This is a genomic window from Gilliamella sp. wkB292, assembly GCF_001690235.1.
GTDB lineage: Bacteria > Pseudomonadota > Gammaproteobacteria > Enterobacterales > Orbaceae > Gilliamella > Gilliamella apicola_F.
This window is the reverse complement of sequence record NZ_LZGO01000065.1, coordinates 17,191-36,990: the sequence shown is the minus strand read 5'-3', so window position 1 is coordinate 36,990 and position 19,800 is coordinate 17,191. Positions and strand designations below refer to the sequence as shown.

The 19,800-nt window shown below is 32.3% G+C and carries 23 protein-coding genes; 4 read left to right on the top strand and 19 right to left on the bottom strand.

The window, feature by feature from the left end; all coding sequences use genetic code 11:
* The 14 genes from A9G09_RS08470 to hinT all read right to left on the bottom strand — a co-directional run.
* The coding region (locus tag A9G09_RS08470; protein ID WP_141671556.1) for a WavE lipopolysaccharide synthesis family protein at positions 1 to 715 on the bottom strand (715 nt) is incomplete at its 3' end.
* Complete coding sequence (locus tag A9G09_RS08465; protein ID WP_065634414.1) at positions 708 to 2,333, bottom strand: glycosyltransferase family 4 protein; 1,626 nt, start codon at positions 2,331 to 2,333, stop codon at positions 708 to 710. The genes A9G09_RS08465 and A9G09_RS08470, both read right to left, overlap by 8 nt.
* Before the next feature lie 179 nt (positions 2,334 to 2,512).
* Complete coding sequence (locus A9G09_RS08460) at positions 2,513 to 3,307, bottom strand: hypothetical protein (protein WP_065634413.1); 795 nt, start codon at positions 3,305 to 3,307, stop codon at positions 2,513 to 2,515.
* A gap of 40 nt (positions 3,308 to 3,347) precedes the next feature.
* Positions 3,348 to 3,677: a cupin domain-containing protein gene (locus A9G09_RS08455; RefSeq protein ID WP_065634412.1), complete on the bottom strand. Its 330-nt coding sequence runs from the start codon at positions 3,675 to 3,677 to the stop codon at positions 3,348 to 3,350.
* Positions 3,677 to 4,411 (bottom strand): glycosyltransferase family 2 protein, encoded by a 735-nt coding sequence (locus tag A9G09_RS08450; RefSeq protein ID WP_065634411.1) that lies wholly within the window; start codon positions 4,409 to 4,411, stop codon positions 3,677 to 3,679. The genes A9G09_RS08455 and A9G09_RS08450 overlap by 1 nt, the downstream gene beginning before the upstream one ends.
* A gap of 1 nt (position 4,412) precedes the next feature.
* Positions 4,413 to 5,042, bottom strand: a complete 630-nt coding sequence (locus tag A9G09_RS08445; RefSeq protein ID WP_065634410.1) for an HAD family phosphatase — start codon at positions 5,040 to 5,042, stop codon at positions 4,413 to 4,415.
* Positions 5,032 to 5,658 (bottom strand): phosphodiesterase, encoded by a 627-nt coding sequence (locus tag A9G09_RS08440; RefSeq protein ID WP_065634409.1) that lies wholly within the window; start codon positions 5,656 to 5,658, stop codon positions 5,032 to 5,034. Before A9G09_RS08440 ends, A9G09_RS08445 begins: the two co-directional genes overlap by 11 nt.
* Positions 5,655 to 6,404: a glycosyltransferase family 2 protein gene (locus A9G09_RS08435; RefSeq protein WP_065634408.1), complete on the bottom strand. Its 750-nt coding sequence runs from the start codon at positions 6,402 to 6,404 to the stop codon at positions 5,655 to 5,657. Before A9G09_RS08435 ends, A9G09_RS08440 begins: the two co-directional genes overlap by 4 nt.
* Before the next feature lie 63 nt (positions 6,405 to 6,467).
* Complete coding sequence (locus tag A9G09_RS08430; RefSeq protein ID WP_065634407.1) at positions 6,468 to 7,454, bottom strand: WavE lipopolysaccharide synthesis family protein; 987 nt, start codon at positions 7,452 to 7,454, stop codon at positions 6,468 to 6,470.
* 38 nt (positions 7,455 to 7,492) lie between these two features.
* Positions 7,493 to 8,506: a dTDP-glucose 4,6-dehydratase gene (rfbB, locus tag A9G09_RS08425; RefSeq protein WP_065634406.1), complete on the bottom strand. Its 1,014-nt coding sequence runs from the start codon at positions 8,504 to 8,506 to the stop codon at positions 7,493 to 7,495.
* Between the two features lie 2 nt (positions 8,507 to 8,508).
* Positions 8,509 to 9,750, bottom strand: a complete 1,242-nt coding sequence (locus tag A9G09_RS08420) for a sigma 54-interacting transcriptional regulator (RefSeq protein WP_065634405.1) — start codon at positions 9,748 to 9,750, stop codon at positions 8,509 to 8,511.
* A complete protein-coding gene (gene nagZ / locus A9G09_RS08415; RefSeq protein WP_065634404.1) occupies positions 9,731 to 10,774 on the bottom strand; it encodes a beta-N-acetylhexosaminidase in 1,044 nt (347 codons plus the stop codon). Before nagZ ends, A9G09_RS08420 begins: the two co-directional genes overlap by 20 nt.
* Positions 10,774 to 11,409, bottom strand: coding sequence for a penicillin-binding protein activator LpoB (locus tag A9G09_RS08410; RefSeq protein WP_065634403.1), 636 nt, complete (start codon positions 11,407 to 11,409; stop codon positions 10,774 to 10,776). Before A9G09_RS08410 ends, nagZ begins: the two co-directional genes overlap by 1 nt.
* A 7-nt stretch (positions 11,410 to 11,416) precedes the next feature.
* Entirely contained in the window at positions 11,417 to 11,764 is a 348-nt protein-coding gene (hinT, locus tag A9G09_RS08405; RefSeq protein ID WP_065634402.1) for a purine nucleoside phosphoramidase, read from the bottom strand.
* A gap of 303 nt (positions 11,765 to 12,067) precedes the next feature.
* Here hinT and rpsF point away from each other — a divergent pair, with 303 nt between their 5' ends.
* Genes rpsF through rplI form a run of 4 tightly spaced genes read left to right on the top strand, consistent with a single transcriptional unit; the run spans position 12,068 to position 13,449 of the window.
* A complete protein-coding gene (gene rpsF, locus A9G09_RS08400) occupies positions 12,068 to 12,451 on the top strand; it encodes a 30S ribosomal protein S6 (RefSeq protein ID WP_065634401.1) in 384 nt (127 codons plus the stop codon).
* On the top strand, positions 12,438 to 12,746 hold the full coding sequence (gene priB, locus A9G09_RS08395; RefSeq protein ID WP_369126356.1) for a primosomal replication protein N: 309 nt from the start codon (positions 12,438 to 12,440) through the stop codon (positions 12,744 to 12,746). The genes rpsF and priB overlap by 14 nt, the downstream gene beginning before the upstream one ends.
* Positions 12,747 to 12,750: 4 nt before the next feature.
* The gene (gene rpsR, locus A9G09_RS08390; protein WP_025314965.1) at positions 12,751 to 12,978 is read left to right on the top strand and encodes a 30S ribosomal protein S18; all 228 of its coding nucleotides are present in this window, start codon (positions 12,751 to 12,753) and stop codon (positions 12,976 to 12,978) included.
* 21 nt (positions 12,979 to 12,999) lie between these two features.
* Positions 13,000 to 13,449: a 50S ribosomal protein L9 gene (rplI, locus tag A9G09_RS08385; RefSeq protein WP_065634399.1), complete on the top strand. Its 450-nt coding sequence runs from the start codon at positions 13,000 to 13,002 to the stop codon at positions 13,447 to 13,449.
* 108 nt (positions 13,450 to 13,557) lie between these two features.
* Here the strand turns inward: rplI and ggt are convergent, their stop codons facing one another.
* The 5 genes from ggt to A9G09_RS08360 form a co-directional block, all read right to left on the bottom strand.
* Positions 13,558 to 15,207, bottom strand: a complete 1,650-nt coding sequence (gene ggt, locus A9G09_RS08380; protein ID WP_369126355.1) for a gamma-glutamyltransferase — start codon at positions 15,205 to 15,207, stop codon at positions 13,558 to 13,560.
* Between the two features lie 324 nt (positions 15,208 to 15,531).
* Positions 15,532 to 16,881 (bottom strand): PTS cellobiose transporter subunit IIC, encoded by a 1,350-nt coding sequence (celB, locus tag A9G09_RS08375; RefSeq protein WP_065634397.1) that lies wholly within the window; start codon positions 16,879 to 16,881, stop codon positions 15,532 to 15,534.
* Positions 16,882 to 16,895: 14 nt separating this feature from the next.
* Positions 16,896 to 17,381 (bottom strand): hypothetical protein, encoded by a 486-nt coding sequence (locus tag A9G09_RS08370; RefSeq protein ID WP_081297523.1) that lies wholly within the window; start codon positions 17,379 to 17,381, stop codon positions 16,896 to 16,898.
* 8 nt (positions 17,382 to 17,389) lie between these two features.
* Positions 17,390 to 17,728: a PTS cellobiose transporter subunit IIA gene (locus tag A9G09_RS08365; protein ID WP_065634418.1), complete on the bottom strand. Its 339-nt coding sequence runs from the start codon at positions 17,726 to 17,728 to the stop codon at positions 17,390 to 17,392.
* 4 nt (positions 17,729 to 17,732) lie between these two features.
* A complete protein-coding gene (locus tag A9G09_RS08360; protein WP_065634395.1) occupies positions 17,733 to 19,748 on the bottom strand; it encodes a BglG family transcription antiterminator in 2,016 nt (671 codons plus the stop codon).
* Between the last annotated feature and the right edge of the window lie 52 nt (positions 19,749 to 19,800).

Here is a 19,800-nt window from a genome sequence, read left to right as displayed (position 1 = left end):
TTCTTTTTTTCTTCCAAATTAATGTAATATCCCAGGAATTTAAAAGGTAAATATATTCACAAAAAGCTTTATAGCTATCTTCTTTGCTTTCTTTAATTTCCCATTTTTGATTAATCAAAAAATTTCTAAATAACTCACTTTCCGGAGAAAAAGGATTATATTTTAGAGTATTATTGCTTTTTTCAACAAGCTCTCTCACTTCCATGATAACGTTTAACTCAGTTTTATCATATAATGGCAAGGAATAATATTCTTTCAATATTTCTGACATGCCAGCAAGAAACATATCTGAAGGATGATATAATCTGTCTTTACGTGTATAACAGCAAGTTGTAATTATTTTTTTATTGTTCTTAAAAGACCAATTATATTTTTCTATGCATTTAAACAGTTTATTAAAATTGATGCACTGATCATTTCTCAATTTAATAACAAAATTACCATCATCAATCACATTTAATCCAGCTTTAACAGCATTTAGTTGCCTATTTATATTAGCAAATCCAGGATTGACTAAATCTTTAATAAATACTTTTTTAACATTGTATGAACTAAATAATTTGCTAATATCCTCTTCGTATAGTTCCTTGTCGTCTTCATACATAACGATGACAATTTCACTAAACTCATGACTACTTTCTTTAATTGAAGATGAAATTTTATCTAATAGGTTATCATTGTGTGGACCATGTATTAATAAAGATATTTTATCCATTTACATTTCCTTTGAAATCGAGTTTCTCATTCAAGATAAGCATATAATTTAGATGAACCCTATTAGGCTCTAAATTACCGAATCCATTTATTACAATTTCTATAACTTGTTCTTTTCTTTTTTTAATCTCGCTTAAGATCTCTTTATAAGATATTAAACTACCTTTAGAAAAAACATTTTGAGCATTTAAGATCATAATTGGGCAACCATAATCTACAGCATCAATAATTTCATTTATATATGCGTAATTTTCATTAAACATAATCACTTTATCATCAAAGTTATGATTGAAAGTGAAGTTTTCTAAGAAACATGCAATTAATTTATTTTTTTTGTTATTTGGCGTTAATATAACATGGTTGCTATTGAAACTAACAACTTCTTCACCATTAACAAATTGCCAAGAATCAAGATGAAAGCTATTTTTCGGAGATTTTAGCTTTTCATTTATCCATTTCAAACGAGAATCAACTGTAATTGAAGGAGACGTGACTTTAGTAAAAGTCTCTTGTTGAATTGATAGAATCTTCATCCTTTCTTCTTTTGACATATTATAGAAATTTTCTATCTTTTCAGCTAAGTCATTATCAGAAAAAGGATCAAAAGCTGCAACATCTACCGTTTTTCCTAAATAATCACAACAACCAGTATATTTTGAAGCCATACCGGGTGCTCCTTTAAGAATTGTTTCACCTAAAGCTATTGAAAAACTTTCAAATGTGGAAGGTAAGACACAAAGATCACCTATAGCAATAAATTTCTCTTTCTGTTTTGAATTAGCAAAATCAAAAAACAATATATCGTTTCTAAATTCTGGTGGTATTTCTTTGAAAATTTGGTATCGGCACTCTTCATTTGTGATTTCATCATAATTAGAATTACCAACGATGAAAAGTTTAGTTTTAGACACTTTTCTTTTGAATTTGATAAATTGTTCGACTAAAAAACGTTGATTCTTACGCCCCTCAACTCTTGATATAATAAAAATGTTAAAAGTATCAGTAAATTGTTCGAAATCATATGATTGAGATAACTTCTCTTTCATAATTTCTCTGTCATCAACTTTATCCATATTAAGATGATTAAACGCTTTTACTTCATCATGAATAAAGTAATTTTTTTTCACATAATCACTCATAAACCTGGAAGGTGAAATTTGTGCATCAGCTAACATTATTTGAAGTTTTTCTTTCATAAAACTGTCTTTAATAAAAAAGTTAGCGTATTTTATTGGTAAAGAAGTATTCCATTCATAGCATTCACGCGAAGCAGTATGATGATGCACAGCGAAAACTGTTTGAGAAAATTGCTTTTTCAAATTTTTTGCTAACAGACAATCCAATGCTAAAGCAGCATAATCTGCCACTTCTACAAAATCAGGTTTAATGGAAGCAAGATGTTTATATACATCTTTAGAGTCATTTATTTTGATAACCTTTAATTGTTCACAACTCAACAAATCAGAATGTTCATCGTAACAATTAACTAAAACATATAGATTTACTTCCTTATGATTAAATAAAATATATTTACAAATATTATATAAATAAGAAGCAATACCACCATGTCCACTAAAAAGGCCAAACTCATGAGCTACAAAAGCAATTTTTTTTAACATAATTTTTCCATTTAAAGTTAATCTGAATCAACACAATTCACTGATATTTTTGAAATCTTGCCTATACTAAAAAACACGCCAATAAAACACTTTTTATGAAAAATTTTCCTTCCAACATTTTAACTTTTTATCAGAAATTACCTATTTTTTTATCTATGTTTTCAACCAACATCTATTAATTAATATCTATCTATTTGTATAAGCAAAAATAATAATGGGTTATCAAACAAAGATAGATTTGGAAAACTACACATCATTATTTTTAATTGCTTGTATTTGTCAGAATTGATATTTGTTAATTCACTACTTGCTTCACATACACCATAACTAGATTCAAGTTCCATATCTATTATCGAAAAACCCTCATACAAAATTAAAAAATCCATATAAATATAATAGTCGAACTGAAACCAATCAATCGATTTCAAATTATCGTAACATTTTGTTACTTCGAAAAATTTATCCAAATTAGCCGTTTTATAAATACAAGGTTGATTAAACCATAAATACAAATCCGAATCTAAAAAATGTTGGCAATTGCTAGGGAAAAAAACCTTACATCTTTCTTTAATTTTTTTGGTTAATTCTTTTCCTTCAGATAACACTTTGTTACCCAATAAAGTTTTTCTTTGAAAAAACTTCTGGCATAGTTGATAAACATCGACTTTTTTTATGAAACATGACTCAGAATCAATAGAAATAATGTATTCATATTTTTCGGCTAAGTTTTTTATACCCCATAGTTTCTTGATGTTTATTATTCCGTTATTTTCAGTAATAAAATAATCATCAGGTAAAATTAATTTATATTCATAATTCCCAAAACTATCTGCATCATTTTTATTTGAAAAAATAAACCATAAATCAGATTGTTTATCCAAATCGTTTTCTAAAAATGAAGATATCATTGATTTTGCAAAATCAAAATGAGGGGGATGAGTAGGACATAAAAATGCTACTTTTTTATTTTTCATTATGATAATTTATGAGTTTATATTGAACATAAATTGCTAATTAATTATTACTTAAATACTTATCATTATTAGCACCAGGTAACTTTACCACTACATTCATGGTATCGTCTTCAAGACATTCAAAATCTGTCGCTTCATTCGGTTCCATGACAATAATATCACCAGCCACGTACTCGGTATTATTCATTTTAACTCGACCAGATATGATAACAGTATATTCTGTTGCAATTTTATGATAATGCTTATCCTCCCTGTCACCTTTTTTATAAGTTTTCACCGCCACTTCAACATCATTAGTTTTACAAAGTGATGGCTCAAAATTACCGATAAACCAGCCTTTTACCATGTCATTAAGCTTTGCAATTTTCATTATTTGCTTTCCTTAACATCCATTAATTCAGTTAAGTATTGAGCTAGTTGCATCTCTGTCTTCAATGGATGGAATTTTTCATTTGTAATTTTATAAAGGGATACTTTCTTTTGCTTGAGTATCATTTCATTGAGTGTTTGGCTCAAATAAAACGACCCGTTAATTAAATTATCTTTGCGAATAACATTTTTAGCACTTTCAACAAAATCAGACCCTTTTTTATAATAATAAAATGAAACTAAAGCATTTTTACTAATAGGCTTTTTTTCAGAAACTTCAATAACAGCGTTATCATCATCTAATTTAGCAAACGAATATCTTGGATGAACGGAATTGAAAGAAACAACGCCAGCATCAGTATTATTACTTCTAAAGAACTGTAAAATATTCTCACTTGATACTTCAATAAAATCATCTACTGCCAATAAAATTAACTCTTCATCATTATCGATATGTTCAACACCTAATAAGGCTGTACATACTGCACCTTTTGTTTGGCCATTAATAACAATTATTTCACTATCCGGAACTAGCTGTTTAATAACTGAATCGACTTGAAAGTTTTTAATATCTTCATCTTTTATACAAAACAAAAATTTTCGAGGGTTCAATCCTTTACAATAATCTATCTGTTTTTCAATTATCAGTTTTTCATTAATTTCTGTTAAATAAAGAGGATAATCTTCTCCATTTTTTTCAAAGTTTTGTCCTCCCATTAAGAAGATAATTTGCATTTTACATCCCCTTTTCTATTTCTAAAATCCGATTCTTGATATTATCGTAATTAACTTCATCAACTGTTTTTACAGCTAATAAATGAGCGCCAGATGCTTTTGCTGCTTTAATACCATTTTCATTATCTTCAACAATCAAACATTCCGACGGAGATAGCCCCATTCTTGACATTGCAGTCAAATAGATTTCAGGATCTGGTTTTGCATTTTTTACATCTTGATTACTTAACATAAATTCTAAATAATCAGTCAATTTTGCATAATCCATCATCATTTTTATTGTCATTCTTATTGAGTTGGAACCTACTGCAAGGCGGTAACCTTCGGATTTTAACTTCGATAATGCATATTCATGATTAAAACGAGGGCGACATAAATTTTGAATCATTGAAACCGTATATTGCTGTTTCATTTCATTGATAAACCCATGTAATTGCTTTGGTAACCCTTTCTCTAAAGTCAATTTTTTTAGCTTCATAGAAGTAGGTAAACCATCATAACTTGTCAAATGTTCAAAACGATTTATCTCATATCCAAATAATTGTAAAGCTTGATTTAGCGCTTCATAGTGCCAATCTTTAGCTTCTATTAGAACCCCATCCATATCAAATAAAACAGCTTTAATTTTCATTAAAATACTCCTTTGCTCTTTCTGGATAATCGGTACAAATCATTAAATTAGAACTTTTAATGTATTGGCTTTTACAAATAGCAGCCCATTGATTAGTTACATCTCTTTTATGCAAATCAGCAGAAACAATACAAACCTTTTTCCCTTGAGAAATAAGATTATCAATTTCTTTGTGGTCATACCAATCAGAATTAAAACAATCAAGCCAAACGCCTTCACACTCATTTAACATAACAGGTTTTTGCAAAATATCACTCAATCCAGTGAAGACTTTCAAATTATTCTTTATCTGACAAACTAGATCGGGTATGGACATATCAAAACAAAAATAGTTTGTGTGGTTGTATTTTTCAAGTAACTTTTTAATTTCTAAACATAAACCATCTGCCTTAATATTTAAAGCAAGTGGTAAATTTCGACCGTCCATTATCATTAATAGTTGTTCTAAAGTCATTTTACCGCCAGTAGGCATATCATGTGAAATAACTATATGACCATTATGATCTCTTAAGTCAGTTTCGGTACCAAAACCCAAGTCGAAGCTACGTTCAAAGGCAATCTTAGTATTTTTTTCTTCAACTTTTTTCCAATACCCTCGATGTGAGAGAATAATCATTTTTTTACCCTAGATGAAATTGGATGATTGATAAAAAAATCTAAATCTTTGGGAATACCTAAACCATACATACCGTTATATTCCTCACCGATACCATAGATACCAATTTTCTTCCCTTCCTTAATTAAATAGTTGTAACACGGACAGGTATAAAATTCATTGTTTACTCTGATATCATCTTTTATCATTTGCTCAGCAGCTCTGACTAAATCTTTTCCTTTTGTAAAATTAAAGATTCCCACAGTAGCATCACCCGATATGACTTTTTTCTCTGCTGTTTCAATAACAAGACCTTCATCATTGGTTTTGGCGTAAGACCATTTTGGATCTTGAGACTTCATTGTCATAATCATGCCATCAAGATTCCTTGCTGAAATAGCATCTAAATATTCATTAATATCGAAATCAATGAATTGATCAGCATTAGCATTCATCAAAGGTTCATCATTATTAAAATATTTTTTGGCAAGAAGAGCTGTACAGACTTGCCCTTCAGTAATTCCATTAATGCCAATGATTTCGACATTTTTGGAGTAAGATTTCAATTTGGGAATTAAATCAAATTGATCAATGTGTTGCTGTTGGCAGACAAAAATGAAGCGATGTTCGCATTTTGGAGACAAGTTATCTACAACAACTTTTATCATCGGTACGTCATGGATTGGAATGAAGGGTTTCGGAATAGTATAACCAGCATCAGCAAATCTGCTTCCCTTACCGGCCATTGGTAAAACTATGTTTAACATATTTTCCCCTTTCGGTTAAATTGAAAGTTGTATTTTTTTCGACCATTTTAACAAAAAAAATAGCTAATTTCTTGTTATTTTATTTCTAATTTTTTTACGCAATTTTTTATTTTTTTTACCAAGAATAAACATTGTTATTAATTTTGCTATTATTTTTAAAACACGATATTTGAATAAAATCAAATTTAATCTTAGCCTTTCATAATTAAATCCTACAAAACTATTTGGTTTTAACGTAACATATTTACAATACAGATGTTTCCATTCAACATGAGTTATACAAGTAAAATGGTCAAGTTTTCGATAATTATAAAATTTGCGAGGGGGTTTCAAATTAAATTGCCGCCAATCTAGGAGAACAAAATTAGAGGCTAAATAACGTTCAGTTTCTACAATTTGATATTTATCAATTACTTTTGAATTATTACATAAAACTTTTCTATTTCTTTTTTCTAAAAAACTTATAAAAACAAATTGTTCTGGTGCATATCTTCGTTCTCTGAAACCATTTTTTTCAAAAAAAAATTCATCTGATTCCGTCATGAGATCTACATTAAATAAATCGAATAAATCAGTTTTAAATCCAAAAAAAGCAATATCAGAAGGATGATAAGCTAGATTAGATTTGCTTGGATCCCGAGTGAAATAGCTACACGCAAGGATTTTATGCTTAAATAAAGCAAAATCCGATTCAACAAACTTGAACAAATCAAAAAATCTTAGAAAAGAATTTCCTTGTAGTAAAAAATCACTACGAATCTTAAATACATAACGGCTAGTTGCAGTCTTGATTCCATTTAAACTTGAAACAATCAATCTATTGACATTATTAACTTTTACACCATCACAATAATTGTGTGAAAACCCGCCAGGATCTTTGTTTAATACGAGCTCGTCAAAATCTAAACCATCTAAATTTGAACCCTCCCAAGTAGATAATATAATTTTGGATCTTGGCAAGAATTTTCGTATATGTTGTAAATTAAGCTTAGTTAAAACAGGATCAATGGCTCCCTGTACTACTACAGAAATATCTTCATGCTTTATCACATTCTCACCGCTTATGTAAGTTTTAATAATTTCACTTTTTAATTATATATGAGAAATTCAACTGTTTTTCTCAACCCACTTTCAAAATCCTCTTGAGGTTGCCAACCTAATTCTTTCTTTATTTTGGATGAATCGATAGCATATCGATAATCATGTCCCGGTCTGTCAGATACAAATTGAATTAAATCTCGATATTTTATTATTCCATTTTTATATTGGGGAGCAAGTTCATCAAGTATTTTACAAAGTTTTTCAACTAATACTATATTGGTTGATTCGTTATTAGCACCAATATTATATGTTTCGCCTATTTTACCATTGATTAAAACTGAATATAAAGCTTTAGCATGATCTTCTACATATATCCAGTCACGTATTTGTCGTCCATTACCATAAATAAGGATCGGTTTACCGGCAAGTGCATTTGAAATGACTGATGGAATTAATTTTTCAGTGTGTTGGAAAGGACCATAATTATTTGTGCTATGAGTGATAATTGTTGGTAGGCCATAAGTTTTATACCAAGATCTAACTAGATGATCGCTCGATGCCTTTGATGCTGAATACGGGCTGTTTGGTGCATAAGAAGTCGATTCAGTGAAAAGATGGTTTGAATTTTGCAGTTCCCCATACACCTCATCGGTAGAAACATGAAGAAAGCAAAAATTATTCTTTGCTGATGTAGTTAAAGTATCAAAATAACAGCGATATGCTTCAAGTAAAGTATAAGTACCCACTATATTTGTTTCGATAAATACATGAGGATGATTGATAGAGCAATCGACATGACTTTCAGCTGCAAGATGCATTACTGCATCAGGACGATATTGTTGAAAAATCCGATCTAGCTCTGGTCTATTACAAATATCAATTTTTTCAAAAAAATAACGTTTATTGTCAGATACCTCTGCAAGTGCTTGCAAATTTGCAGCATAAGTCAGTTTATCAATATTAATAACTTGATGCACTGTTTGTTCAATAATATAGCGAATAACAGCCGAACCAATAAAACCCGCACCACCAGTTATTAAAATTTTTTTGCTATTAGACAAAACTACCGCCCTATCCCATAATCCCTAAGCTTATTAGCAATCGCAGTATGCGATACACCTAATCGTTTGGCCAATTTTCTTGAGCTTGGATATTGGTCATACAATTTTAATAAAATCTCTTTTTCGAATTGCTTGGTCATTTCATCAAGTGTCTTATTTTCGATATTATCAAAATTAGACAATTTTGATGAAGTTTGCGCTGGTAGCTCAATATCTTTTATTGTTAATTTAGAGCACGTTAATTGTGACAATGCAGAATATAAGATATTTTTGAGTTGCCGAACATTTCCTGGCCATGAGTAATTTGATAAATAATCAAAAACTTCATTATCAATCTCAGGAGGATTGATTCCTTGCTTGTCTGCAAATTCATTGACAAAAATCTTGGTTAAAGGAGCGATATCTTCTTTACGCTCTTGCAATGAAGGTAGGTGCAATGAAAGAACATTGAGCCGGTAATACAAATCTTTTCTAAATTTACCTTGCTCAACTAAATCGGCTAAATCTACTTTTGTTGCACAGATAATACGGACATCAACATAAACTTCATTATCATCACCCACACGACGAAAATAACCATCATTGATAAAACGTAGTAATTTGGTTTGCATTTGGAATGACATTTCATCTATGCCATCAAGCAAAACTGAGCCACCATTCGCTTGCTCAAAAAAACCTTTTTTACTTTCAATTGCGCCAGGATAAGCACCGGCTGCATGACCATACAATTCACTTTCAACTACTTCATCGGGCATCGCCGCACAGTTTAATGCAAGAAAAGTTTGATCACCTCGTTCACTATACTGGTGACAAGCGTTGGCAAGCAGGTCCTTTCCAGTACCCGTTTCACCAGAAATGAGAAGCGGTTCTCTTTGCATTGAAAAAGCTTTTGCTTGTTTAATAAGTTTTTGCATTACAACACTTTGTGTGGCAAAAATAGCAAAAGCATGATGATTAACAACTTTAATTTTTGACAAGTGCTTTTTTAAATATTCAATAGACTGAACAATAAAGACGATTTTTGATGATTCCACGACTTTTTGTAATAAAAAGTACTGAGAATTTAAAACAATAATTAGGTCGTCTTGTTGTTCTAGTTCATCTAGATTTTTAAGATTAAAAATACTCTGATAATCAAATGGTTGATTTAATATTAACGACGTTGAATCAAATAACTCTATTGCCTTGTCATTATATGCAATGAGTTGCTGGTTATGATTAATTTCAATGATGGCGGCTTGCATAATCTGCCCACTTCTCGTTTAATCTCATTAAATTTTCATGACGACGTTGCCAATCATAGCTTGTCTTCAAATCTTTATCGGTAATTTTGGTGTCAGCCAGTAACAGTTTGGCTTTACTTGTAGTTAAAGGCTGTGTTTTATTTAAAGCTTCTAATTGCTCTAAAATAGACAATGTTCCTTGACGATTATTACAGGCTAAAAGTAAATCACAGCCGGCCAATAATGCTGCTTGAGCACGCTGCGCATGGTCACCCAAGATGGAAGCACCTTCCATCGATAAATCATCAGAAAAAATCACACCATTAAAATGCAGTTGCTGGCGAAGGACTGTTTTGAGCCAATAAGGAGAACCACTGGCTGGTTTATCATCAAAAGCTGGATAAATTACATGTGCTGGCATAATTGCATCAAGTTTATTATCGGCAATAAGTTTGGCAAAAATCTGCATATCATGCTCTATTGATGATTTGTCACGGTGATCAATTGGTGTTTCTTTGTGTGAATCAGCAATTACATGACCATGCCCCGGAAAGTGCTTGCCAGTTGTTTTCATACCAGCACTGTGCATTCCATCAATCATTGCAGAAGCAATTTGATAAGCGATATTGACATCTTCATGAAAAGAGCGTGTTCCAATGGCTAAACAATCATGACCTAAATCTAATACTGGTGCATAACTAAGATCGATATCAAAAGCCATAAGCTCTGTAGCAAGCATCCAACCTGCATCAAATGCCAAGGATTTAGCTTGAGGTAATGCATTTAAAGCTGCAAAAGATTGCGCAGGAGGAATAATAGTAAAGCCCTGTTTAAAACGTTGAACTCGCCCACCTTCATGATCAACAGATATTAATAAACGCTCTGATGAGACAGCTCGAATCTGATTAATTAAATCACTCAATTGTGCTGGATCTTGATAATTACGGCCAAATAAGATCACTCCAGCAACTAATGGATTTTGCAGAAGTTTTTTATCATCTTCACTTAATGATATGCCTTCAACATCAATCAACAACGGTCCCATTATTTAGTTTCCTCTTGGGTTGAAGAAACTGATGATGACGAATTTTGTTGTTGAGGGAAATCTTTTGATGTTACGCGAGTTAAGATTTCACCAGTTTGCGTTGACAGTAACTCCATAGAAAGATTAGCATCATTGTTGTCTGTAGGCAGTTTATTAATCGTAGTAAATAACACATAACCAGCATTGATAGATTTCGCTAAGCCAATCATTTTACTACGGGAAACCAATTTATCATCAGCAGAAATACCCAACGCTTGTTTTGCTTGGATGATAGATTGCTTATCAGCAATAACAAAAAGATTTTGTTTATTCATTAAACTATGCAATGTTTCATCGATCTGATTTTTTGCTAAATAATCACCACTACGATTCTGAATATCACTAATTAACAAAACTTTATTGCCATCAATTGACGATGAGGATTTCAATATTTTTTGCACAAATGGCGACAATATAATATTCCAATCAGTTGATTTCACAATTGATGGCGGAGTTTCAATCACATCAGTATTATTCACTTGCGTGTCTTCAACCGGCGGTTTTACTTCAATAGGTTTAGTTTGATTAAAAAGCTGACAACCAGCTAAAATAAAACTTAATGTACCAATAATGACAACATGCTTGATCTGTTTCATATAAAAATCAACCTATTAAATGACCTAAATTTTTACCACCAAGTAAATGCATATGAATATGAAACACTTCTTGACCGCCGTCTTTATTGCAATTCATAATTAAGCGGTAACCACTTTCATCTATGCCTTCTTGTTTTGCTATTTTAGCAGCGACAGTCATCATATGACCTAATACTAATTCGTCTTGTTCGGTAATATCGTTAATAGTTGGAATTAATTTATTAGGTATAATCAAAATATGGGTAGGTGCTTGAGGAGAAATGTCTCGAAATGCAGTGACTTTTTCATCTTGAAAAACAATATCAGCTGGAATTTCATGCCGAATAATTTTACTAAAAATGGTTTCCTCAGCCATCGTGTTTCTCCTTTTCATTTATCAATATTTATTATTTCATAATTTCATTATTGCAAGCATAGCATATTTTGAAGAGAAAAATGTATACAAATCGTTACATTTTACAGGCGTAATATCAAATTTGCCATGACACTTAAAATTATCCTCACTTTGCAAGTAAAAAATCTAATGCAACTATTTGTCAATTATATTGTGTTGATATATAATGCCCCGTCGATTTCAACCGCCTATTTTTCATGTTCCTTGCTTTCAATGGGTTGCGGTTGCCCCGACAGAAAGCTGATTAATCCGTAGGGAGCGATAATGCGTCATTACGAAATTGTATTTATGGTTCACCCAGATCAAAGTGAACAAGTACCTGGTATGATTGAACGTTATACTGGTACATTAACCACTGATGGTGGAAAAATCCATCGTTTAGAAGATTGGGGTCGTCGCCAATTAGCCTATCCTATCGAAAAACTGCATAAAGCACACTATGTGTTAATGAATGTAGAAGCTACTCAAGAAGCAGTAAATGAACTTGAAGATAACTTCCGTTTTAATGATGCAGTAATTCGCAGTTTAATTATGCGTACAAAACACGCTGTAACTGAAACTTCACCTATGTTAAAAGCTAAAGACGAGCGTCGTAACGCTGAAGAAGATTTTAGCGATGTAAACATGGATGATGATTCCGAAGAATAATCGTTTAGAGTTATCGGGTATTGTTACTAAAACACCGATACGAAGAATGAGTCCGAGTGGGATTTCGCACTGTCAGTTTTATTTAGAACACGTTTCTGAACAAATCGAAGCAGAACTTCCAAGACAAGCATGGTGCACAATGCCAGTTATCGTCAGCGGACAACAAGAGTTAAGTTACAGTATTAAAAAAGGCAGCAAAGTATTAGTAAGTGGCTTTATCAGCACACATACTAAACGAGATAAAACCAGTCAAATAGTTTTACATGCTGACCAAATTAAACTATTAGGAGAATAGCCAAATGGCACGTTATTTCCGTCGTCGCAAATTCTGCCGTTTTACTGCAGAAGGCGTTAAAGAAATTGATTATAAAGATGTTTCTTTATTAAAAAGCTATATCACAGAAAGTGGTAAAATTGTACCAAGCCGTATCACTGGTACTAGCGCAAAATATCAACGTCAATTAGCTCGCGCTATCAAACGCGCTCGTTACTTGGCATTATTACCATATACTGACAACCATCAGTAATTAGCAACAGAGGAACATATAATGCAAATTATTCTACTCGATAAAGTTGCTAATTTAGGCAGCTTAGGTGATCAAGTTAATGTTAAAGCAGGTTATGCACGTAACTTTTTGATTCCACAAGGTAAAGCCGTACCTGCAACTAAAAAGAATATTGAATTCTTTGAAGCACGTCGTGCTGAATTAGAAGCTAAACTTGCTGAAACATTAAAAGCCGCAGAACAACGCGTTGCTGAAATCAATGCTCTAGGTAAAGTTACTATCCAATCTAAAGCAGGTGATGAAGGTAGATTGTTCGGTTCAATTGGTACTCGTGATATCGCTGATGCAGTTAAAGCTCGTGGTATTAATGTATCAAAAAGCGAAGTTCGCTTACCAAATGGTGTATTGCGTACTACTGGTGAACACGAAGTATTCTTCCAAGTTCATAGTGAAGCTTTTGCTAAACTTATTGTTGATATTATTCCTGAATAATCATTCTACAATGATAAAAACCCGTCAATTATGTACGGGTTTTTTTATTTTCTCGATTACCATTACAAAGCAAATTTAACTAAATAGTAATTTATTATATTAACTATTTTATTTAATGACGAGGGATGTTCCTCTTCCACGACTATCTGAAACAGCCTCTGGTTGTTTATTAGTTACCTTAATCGCTTGAATATCACCATTAAAATCCTGTTGCTCAAAACGATAACCCATGTGTTCTAGTTTATGTTTAAAATCCTCAGGGACTTTCTTTTGATAAGGTTCGGTAAAAATCACATTTTTAGGTAATAATTGATGATGATAACGTGGTGCATCCATAGCGGCTTTCAATGACATATGATTATCAAATACGTTTGTTATCACTTGGAAAATTGAAGTAAAAATTCTTGAACCACCAGGCGTACCAATGACCATAACCACATCATTATTTTTAATCAATATACTTGGAGTCATCGACGATAAGGGTCGTTTGTTAGGTTCAATAGCGTTAGCATCTTTACCCACTACACCAAATTGATTGGCAACACCTGGCTTACTGCTAAAATCATCCATTTCATTATTTAAAATAATGCCAGTGCCTTCAATCACAACCGCTGATCCAAACCAGCCATTAAGAGTATAAGTATTAGAAGCCGCATTACCCCATTTATCTACCACTGAAAAATGCGTTGTTTGCAGTTTTTCAGGTTCATTAGTTAAACCTGGTTTAACTTGTTCAGTGATAGAAATTGCTGTTGGATTGACTTGTTTAGCTCTTTCTGCCACATATTTAGCATCAATCAATTTCGCAACGGGCACAGTAACAAAATCGGGATCACCCATATATTCAGCGCGATCGGCAAATACTCGCTTTTCTATTTCAGCTAATAAATGGATATATTGTGGAGAATTAACGGAAACATTTTTAAAATCATTCGCTAAATCTTGTTTCATTAAAAGTAATTGAATTAAGCCAACACCACCTGAACTTGGCGGAGGCGCTGTCACAATCTGCATATCATGCCAGTTTGCAACGAGCGGATCTCGCCATTTAGCTTGATAATTAGCCAAATCACTTTCACTAATTAAGCCATCATTTTGTATCATTTGCTGTGCAATTAATTTTGCCGTTTTCCCTTTATAAAAGCCATCACTTCCCTGCTCAGCAATACTTTCAAGTACTTTGCCAAGTTCAGGTTGTTTGAACACTTTACCTTCTTGCATTGAACCAAAGTATTGTTTAAAGTGACCATTAGTAGGGGCTGATGCTTCAACTTCTTGATAACGTTCAACTAACTGTTTATTAACTGTAAATCCATCATTGGCAAAACGGATTGCGGGTGCTAATACCTCTTTCCAGGTTAATTTACCAAATCGCTGATGGATTGCCCACATGCCCGCAACCGTTCCCGGTACTCCCGAAGCTTTATGAGAATACAAACTTAAGTCAGTAATAACATTCTTATTTTCATCAAGGAACATATCTTTATCGGCTTTTTGTGGGGCAGTTTCCCGATAATCAATGAAATAGGGCTTTCCTTCCATCCAAAGCGTCATAAAACCACCACCACCAATATTACCAGCTTCAGGATAAGTCACAGCCAATGCAAATGCGGTAGCAACAGCAGCATCAGCAGCATTACCACCTTTGGTTAACATTTCCTCTCCAGCAATCGCACCATAATAATCAGGTGAAGCTATTGCACCTGATTCAAATTTTTGTTTACCATTTTCAACCGCATATATGGGCTGACAAAACATAAAAAACAGGATAAGGTAGCAATACTTTATCAACTGGCCTTTGCAATTTAACATTTTGTACCTCCTCATCAATATTGTATTTTCGTCCTTCCCTTTTACTCAAAGTACCAACAAAACATGATTAAATCATAATACAGTTGAATAAAGGGGAATTATCAATATAGCATATAATTTTAAAAAATTGAGTAAATATTAAACAATATCAAATTAAGGTGAACCAAAATATTTGAGGCATATATCAAATATAAGAATTTTAGAGAGAAATGAAAAGAGCGTCATCATTTTAATAAAAATTGAAACGCTCTAATAAGAATCAAAGGCAGACTATAGGTTCTGTATTTCACTATTTGCCTTTTGTTGTTCTCCTTTAAAAAGTTTGTTGTCGTATAACTTTACAAAAGGTAAATAAATCAATAATGCTAAAATAGCCGAAAGTATAGCAACAATCGCGGCTTTATAATCTCCACCTGTGCCAATAAAAGCGCCTAATCCTGCTGGGGATGGCCAAGGCACTAAAGCAATAATAGGATTCATAAAACCACTATTTATAGCAAAATAACCCAACGTACCACAAGCCATTGGCGCTAATAAGAATGGTATGGCAAGATATGGATTATAAACGATTGGCATACCAAAGATAACAGGTTCATTAATATTGAAAATGGCAGGCACAACCGAAGCTCGACCTAATATTTTTAATTGACTAGATTTGGCAAAAAAAGCAATAAAAAAGGTCATTAATAGCGTTGAGCCAGATCCGCCTAAAATGACTAATGAATTATTAAATTCACCAGCAAAAGGAATATGTGAACCAGAAGCATTTTCAGCCATATTGGCTAACATTATTGGCGTTATAAACGCACCGATAATACTAGCACCATGAATACCAACAACCCAAAGTGCATGAATTAAAAATAGAATTACCATGATACCAAGCCAACTTTTGGTTAGATTGGTCACAAAAGTAAATGGCACACCAATAATATCAAAAATATCGGTACCAAAGTAAATTAAAATGCCATTAAGAATGATGACAGTAAATGCGATGACAAATGTTGGAATTAAAGCTGTGAACGATCGTGAAACACCTAATGGAACAGTTTCGGGCATTTTGACAACCCAATTGCGTCTAACACAAACAAAATAAAGTTGAGTTGCAACTATCGCCATGACAATAGCAATAAAAATACCCGAAGTACCTAACCGAAAAATAAAAGGTTTTAAGCGTAAACCATTAAAAACCAATTCTGTTGTATCATTAAGTAAAACTACAGAGCCATTTTTCAAAACAAGCTCAGGTAAAGTCATAATAAAAGCAAATATGGAAAGCATGGCTCCATTGAGTGGACTAACTTTTAAACCCGTCTCTTCTTGTTCAATTTTAGTTAGTTCATAGCCAACAACAATATTAAAATAGATTGCTAAAATCCCCATGGTTGCTGTATTAGCAATCATATAAAGATCACTTATTCGAAAAATCGTATTCTCAAATAGACTTTCTAAACCAGTAAAAGTCATCGGTAATGTATTAAAAACTAAAAACATCGATCCTACGATACAAAAAGGAATTGATGCCATACCTGCCGCCATCACTGCTCGTACAATTTTAAATTGTGATATTTTTGCCATAGGCGACATCAAATACTTTTGTAAAAACATAAATCCAGTATTCATCTTGTTTTCCTCATCTAATTAATGATCGCTTGGTAAGCTAGAATTCTTTGATAGTGTTTATCTTTGTTACACTCAATCTTTTTCAATTTATAGAGCATTAACAGCGAAATAGTAAGACACCCTAATAAGAGTGCAAAAATGGTACTTAATGTTGTTGGTGCTACTTTTAAAAATGGAAAAAATAAATGAAACAGAGAGCTATAAACAGTAATAGTTACCATGCAATAACTGATAAAAATGGTTTGATAAAATAATTTGGCAAACGGTAATCTATTTTGATGTTGCCGATATAATTTAATTTGTTCAAAACTGGTTAATGTGCCTAGAATAAAAATTATAGCAGGTAAAATAGCCATAAATGACAGTGAACCAAGTAGAAATACCAACCAATAGAGATTTAAAAATAGGAACAACGCGGTGCTGTAACGAATGGCTAAAAAGCGATTGAAATAAAGGTTAGTTAAACTCGCTTTCTGATGTATTTTCAACTGTTTTTCCATGATTAGATTCAACCTCGTAATTTTTCGGTAAGCTGATGATTAAGCTCGTACAGATGGACCATTTCAATGGCAATTTCTCGCATAGTCATGGTTGTCATTAAATGATCTTGTGCGTGCACCATAATAATTTCCATGTTGATTTTGATGCCATTAGCATAACTTTGCAGTAAACCAGTTTGCGATTTGTGTGCTTGAAGAATCTCATCATTGGCTTGTTCAAGGAGTTGTTTTGCCAAGTTAAAATCAGCTTGCCGCATAGCGTTAAATGCATCATGAATTTTGGTTTTGGCATTACCACTATGTAAAATAATGTTAAAAGCAATCAATTGAATATCATCGGAACTCATTTCATCATTCATTGCTATGCTCCTTTTCAATAAGTTGAATAAAAAGTTGTCTAAATTGGTTAAAATTTTGCGTTTTAAGTAATTTTGCTTGCATATCAAGGCTATCTATTAAATTGACAATTGCTTTAGTCATCATCGCTAAGTTGGGATTTTGATAAATAGACGGTGAAATCAAAAAAACAAAATGTATTTTCGGGTGATTTTGCTGCCAAAATAGCCCTTCAGGAATAAGAGCGATGCCTATTTTTGACAACTTGCCTACAGGCTCAGCCGGATGAGGGACGGCAATGGTGTCACTAAAAAAAATATCGCCTAGTAACGAACGCTTATCTATCTGTTTTAGCATTTTATTTGTATAACAGCAGGATTCATTTATCGATAATCGATCCAGTAATCGAACTAACAATTCATCTTTTGATATAGGATGTTGGCAGATACAAAAATAGTCAGCACTTAAATCATCAATAACTTGCTCAATATGCGTTAATTCACCTGAAACATTAGGCATTACTTTGTTGATTGGGGTACGATTAACAAAATTAAAGTGTTTTTTTGAAGCAAGATAACAACGGATTTTTTGCACATCGTCTTCAGTAAAAAATACTGAGACCTGAAAAACGGGAATTTTAAACACTTTTGATGAAAGATCGACGGAAGAGATGATAAAATCGACCTCATCTAACATTTCGGGATCAATTTCATAATATCCTCGTGTGTCGACAATTTTAATTCGTTCTTGAAATTCACGTTCAACTCGATTTTTTAATAGTTGTGCACTACCTAAGCCTGTAGCACAAATAATTAAAACTTTCGCTTTTTGTTCATTTTTAAGTTTTTCAATTGATGCTAGAAAATGGAGAGCCAAATAACCCCACTCATCATCTTGAATTGAATACTTTTTTAAATTGGGAAGCTGGCTAAAATAATGTTTTACCAATTCAAACAGTTCCGCCGAACAGGTTTTGATTTCTTTAAGTAAGGGATTTTCTAATTTTATATTTTGTTCTAAGCGTACTAACATCGGTTTTAGATGCTGTACTAACCCATTTTTTAACTGCTCATCGTTCAAAAATGGATAACCTGTTTCATGTTGAATTTTGACTAGCAAATTGCTCAACATTGTGCTTAATTGGCTATCTAAATTCTGCTCAATAACATTGGATTTACTCATCAAATGTAAAGTTAAATACATCTGCTCTTCTTTAGGGAAAGAAAATCCAATTACTACTTCAATTCGATTAATAATTTTTTGAGCTACTTGGTATTCTAAGGTGTGATTAGCTGAACTTGGCAAATCAAGATTTTGAATAAATAATCCTGATTGTAAACGTTTTATACTCAACGCCAAATGCAACACAATATTTTGCATCATTACATCTGATAGTTTAATTTTTGCTTCACGACATTCATCTAAAATAATAATGGTTAAAGTATCAAAACTTATTACATCACTAAATTTATTGAGATAACTTAAGCGGTGTAAAAAATTGAGTGTTTCTTCATGAAAAAAATAGCTCATAATGAAATGTCGCTTTGCTTTTTCTGCACCATCTACATAAAACAAGCTGCGATTTTTTTTTAAAGTAAGTTCAAAAGGTTGAAGTTGAAGCTTGATATCTTGCATATCTTTGCATAATTGCGATGTACTAATAAATAACTGTTCTGATAATGTTTCAATATCTATTGTTTGGCTTTCAAGTAATAAAAGATTAAGGATATGATGTTTTCTTTGGCAAAGTTCTCGACAATTAACTTGTTCTTGATTGGGATCCAATAAGTGATATTTAATTAAAAATTGATTAAATACTGTTCTATCTTTTACTTGTAGTTGGTATCCATAACCTTGCTTACTCACAACAATGGCACCATTTTCTTCAATGAGTGATTTGAGATCATGAAGATAAGTACGTACCGTTCTATCTGATAACGACAACTCTTTTGCGAGCAAGGCACTACTTTTGAATATATTTTTAGAACAGACCATTAAAGCAATAAGGTCACGTTGTTTGTTTTTTATCATTATCATTTTTACCTGTGGCAACTAAAACCGCTATACAAAATATCGTGGTTAA

Excerpts from the sequence above, each read along its gene's own strand:
- A9G09_RS08440 (WP_065634409.1), bottom strand. The coding sequence starts at position 5,658 with ATGATTATTCTCTCACATCGAGGGTATTGGAAAAAAGTTGAAGAAAAA.
- A9G09_RS08445 (WP_065634410.1), bottom strand. The coding sequence starts at position 5,042 with ATGAAAATTAAAGCTGTTTTATTTGATATGGATGGGGTTCTAATAGAA.
- A9G09_RS08465 (WP_065634414.1), bottom strand. The coding sequence starts at position 2,333 with ATGTTAAAAAAAATTGCTTTTGTAGCTCATGAGTTTGGCCTTTTTAGT.
- celB (WP_065634397.1), bottom strand. The coding sequence starts at position 16,881 with ATGAATACTGGATTTATGTTTTTACAAAAGTATTTGATGTCGCCTATG.
- A9G09_RS08460 (WP_065634413.1), bottom strand. The coding sequence starts at position 3,307 with ATGAAAAATAAAAAAGTAGCATTTTTATGTCCTACTCATCCCCCTCAT.
- A9G09_RS08370 (WP_081297523.1), bottom strand. The coding sequence starts at position 17,381 with ATGGAAAAACAGTTGAAAATACATCAGAAAGCGAGTTTAACTAACCTT.
- rpsR (WP_025314965.1), top strand. The coding sequence starts at position 12,751 with ATGGCACGTTATTTCCGTCGTCGCAAATTCTGCCGTTTTACTGCAGAA.
- A9G09_RS08420 (WP_065634405.1), bottom strand. The coding sequence starts at position 9,750 with ATGCAAGCCGCCATCATTGAAATTAATCATAACCAGCAACTCATTGCA.
- A9G09_RS08455 (WP_065634412.1), bottom strand. The coding sequence starts at position 3,677 with ATGAAAATTGCAAAGCTTAATGACATGGTAAAAGGCTGGTTTATCGGT.
- hinT (WP_065634402.1), bottom strand. The coding sequence starts at position 11,764 with ATGGCTGAGGAAACCATTTTTAGTAAAATTATTCGGCATGAAATTCCA.
- nagZ (WP_065634404.1), bottom strand. The coding sequence starts at position 10,774 with ATGGGACCGTTGTTGATTGATGTTGAAGGCATATCATTAAGTGAAGAT.
- rpsF (WP_065634401.1), top strand. The coding sequence starts at position 12,068 with ATGCGTCATTACGAAATTGTATTTATGGTTCACCCAGATCAAAGTGAA.
- A9G09_RS08360 (WP_065634395.1), bottom strand. The coding sequence starts at position 19,748 with ATGATAAAAAACAAACAACGTGACCTTATTGCTTTAATGGTCTGTTCT.
- A9G09_RS08365 (WP_065634418.1), bottom strand. The coding sequence starts at position 17,728 with ATGAGTTCCGATGATATTCAATTGATTGCTTTTAACATTATTTTACAT.
- A9G09_RS08410 (WP_065634403.1), bottom strand. The coding sequence starts at position 11,409 with ATGAAACAGATCAAGCATGTTGTCATTATTGGTACATTAAGTTTTATT.
- rplI (WP_065634399.1), top strand. The coding sequence starts at position 13,000 with ATGCAAATTATTCTACTCGATAAAGTTGCTAATTTAGGCAGCTTAGGT.
- A9G09_RS08435 (WP_065634408.1), bottom strand. The coding sequence starts at position 6,404 with ATGTTAAACATAGTTTTACCAATGGCCGGTAAGGGAAGCAGATTTGCT.
- ggt (WP_369126355.1), bottom strand. The coding sequence starts at position 15,207 with ATGTTTTGTCAGCCCATATATGCGGTTGAAAATGGTAAACAAAAATTT.
- A9G09_RS08450 (WP_065634411.1), bottom strand. The coding sequence starts at position 4,411 with ATGCAAATTATCTTCTTAATGGGAGGACAAAACTTTGAAAAAAATGGA.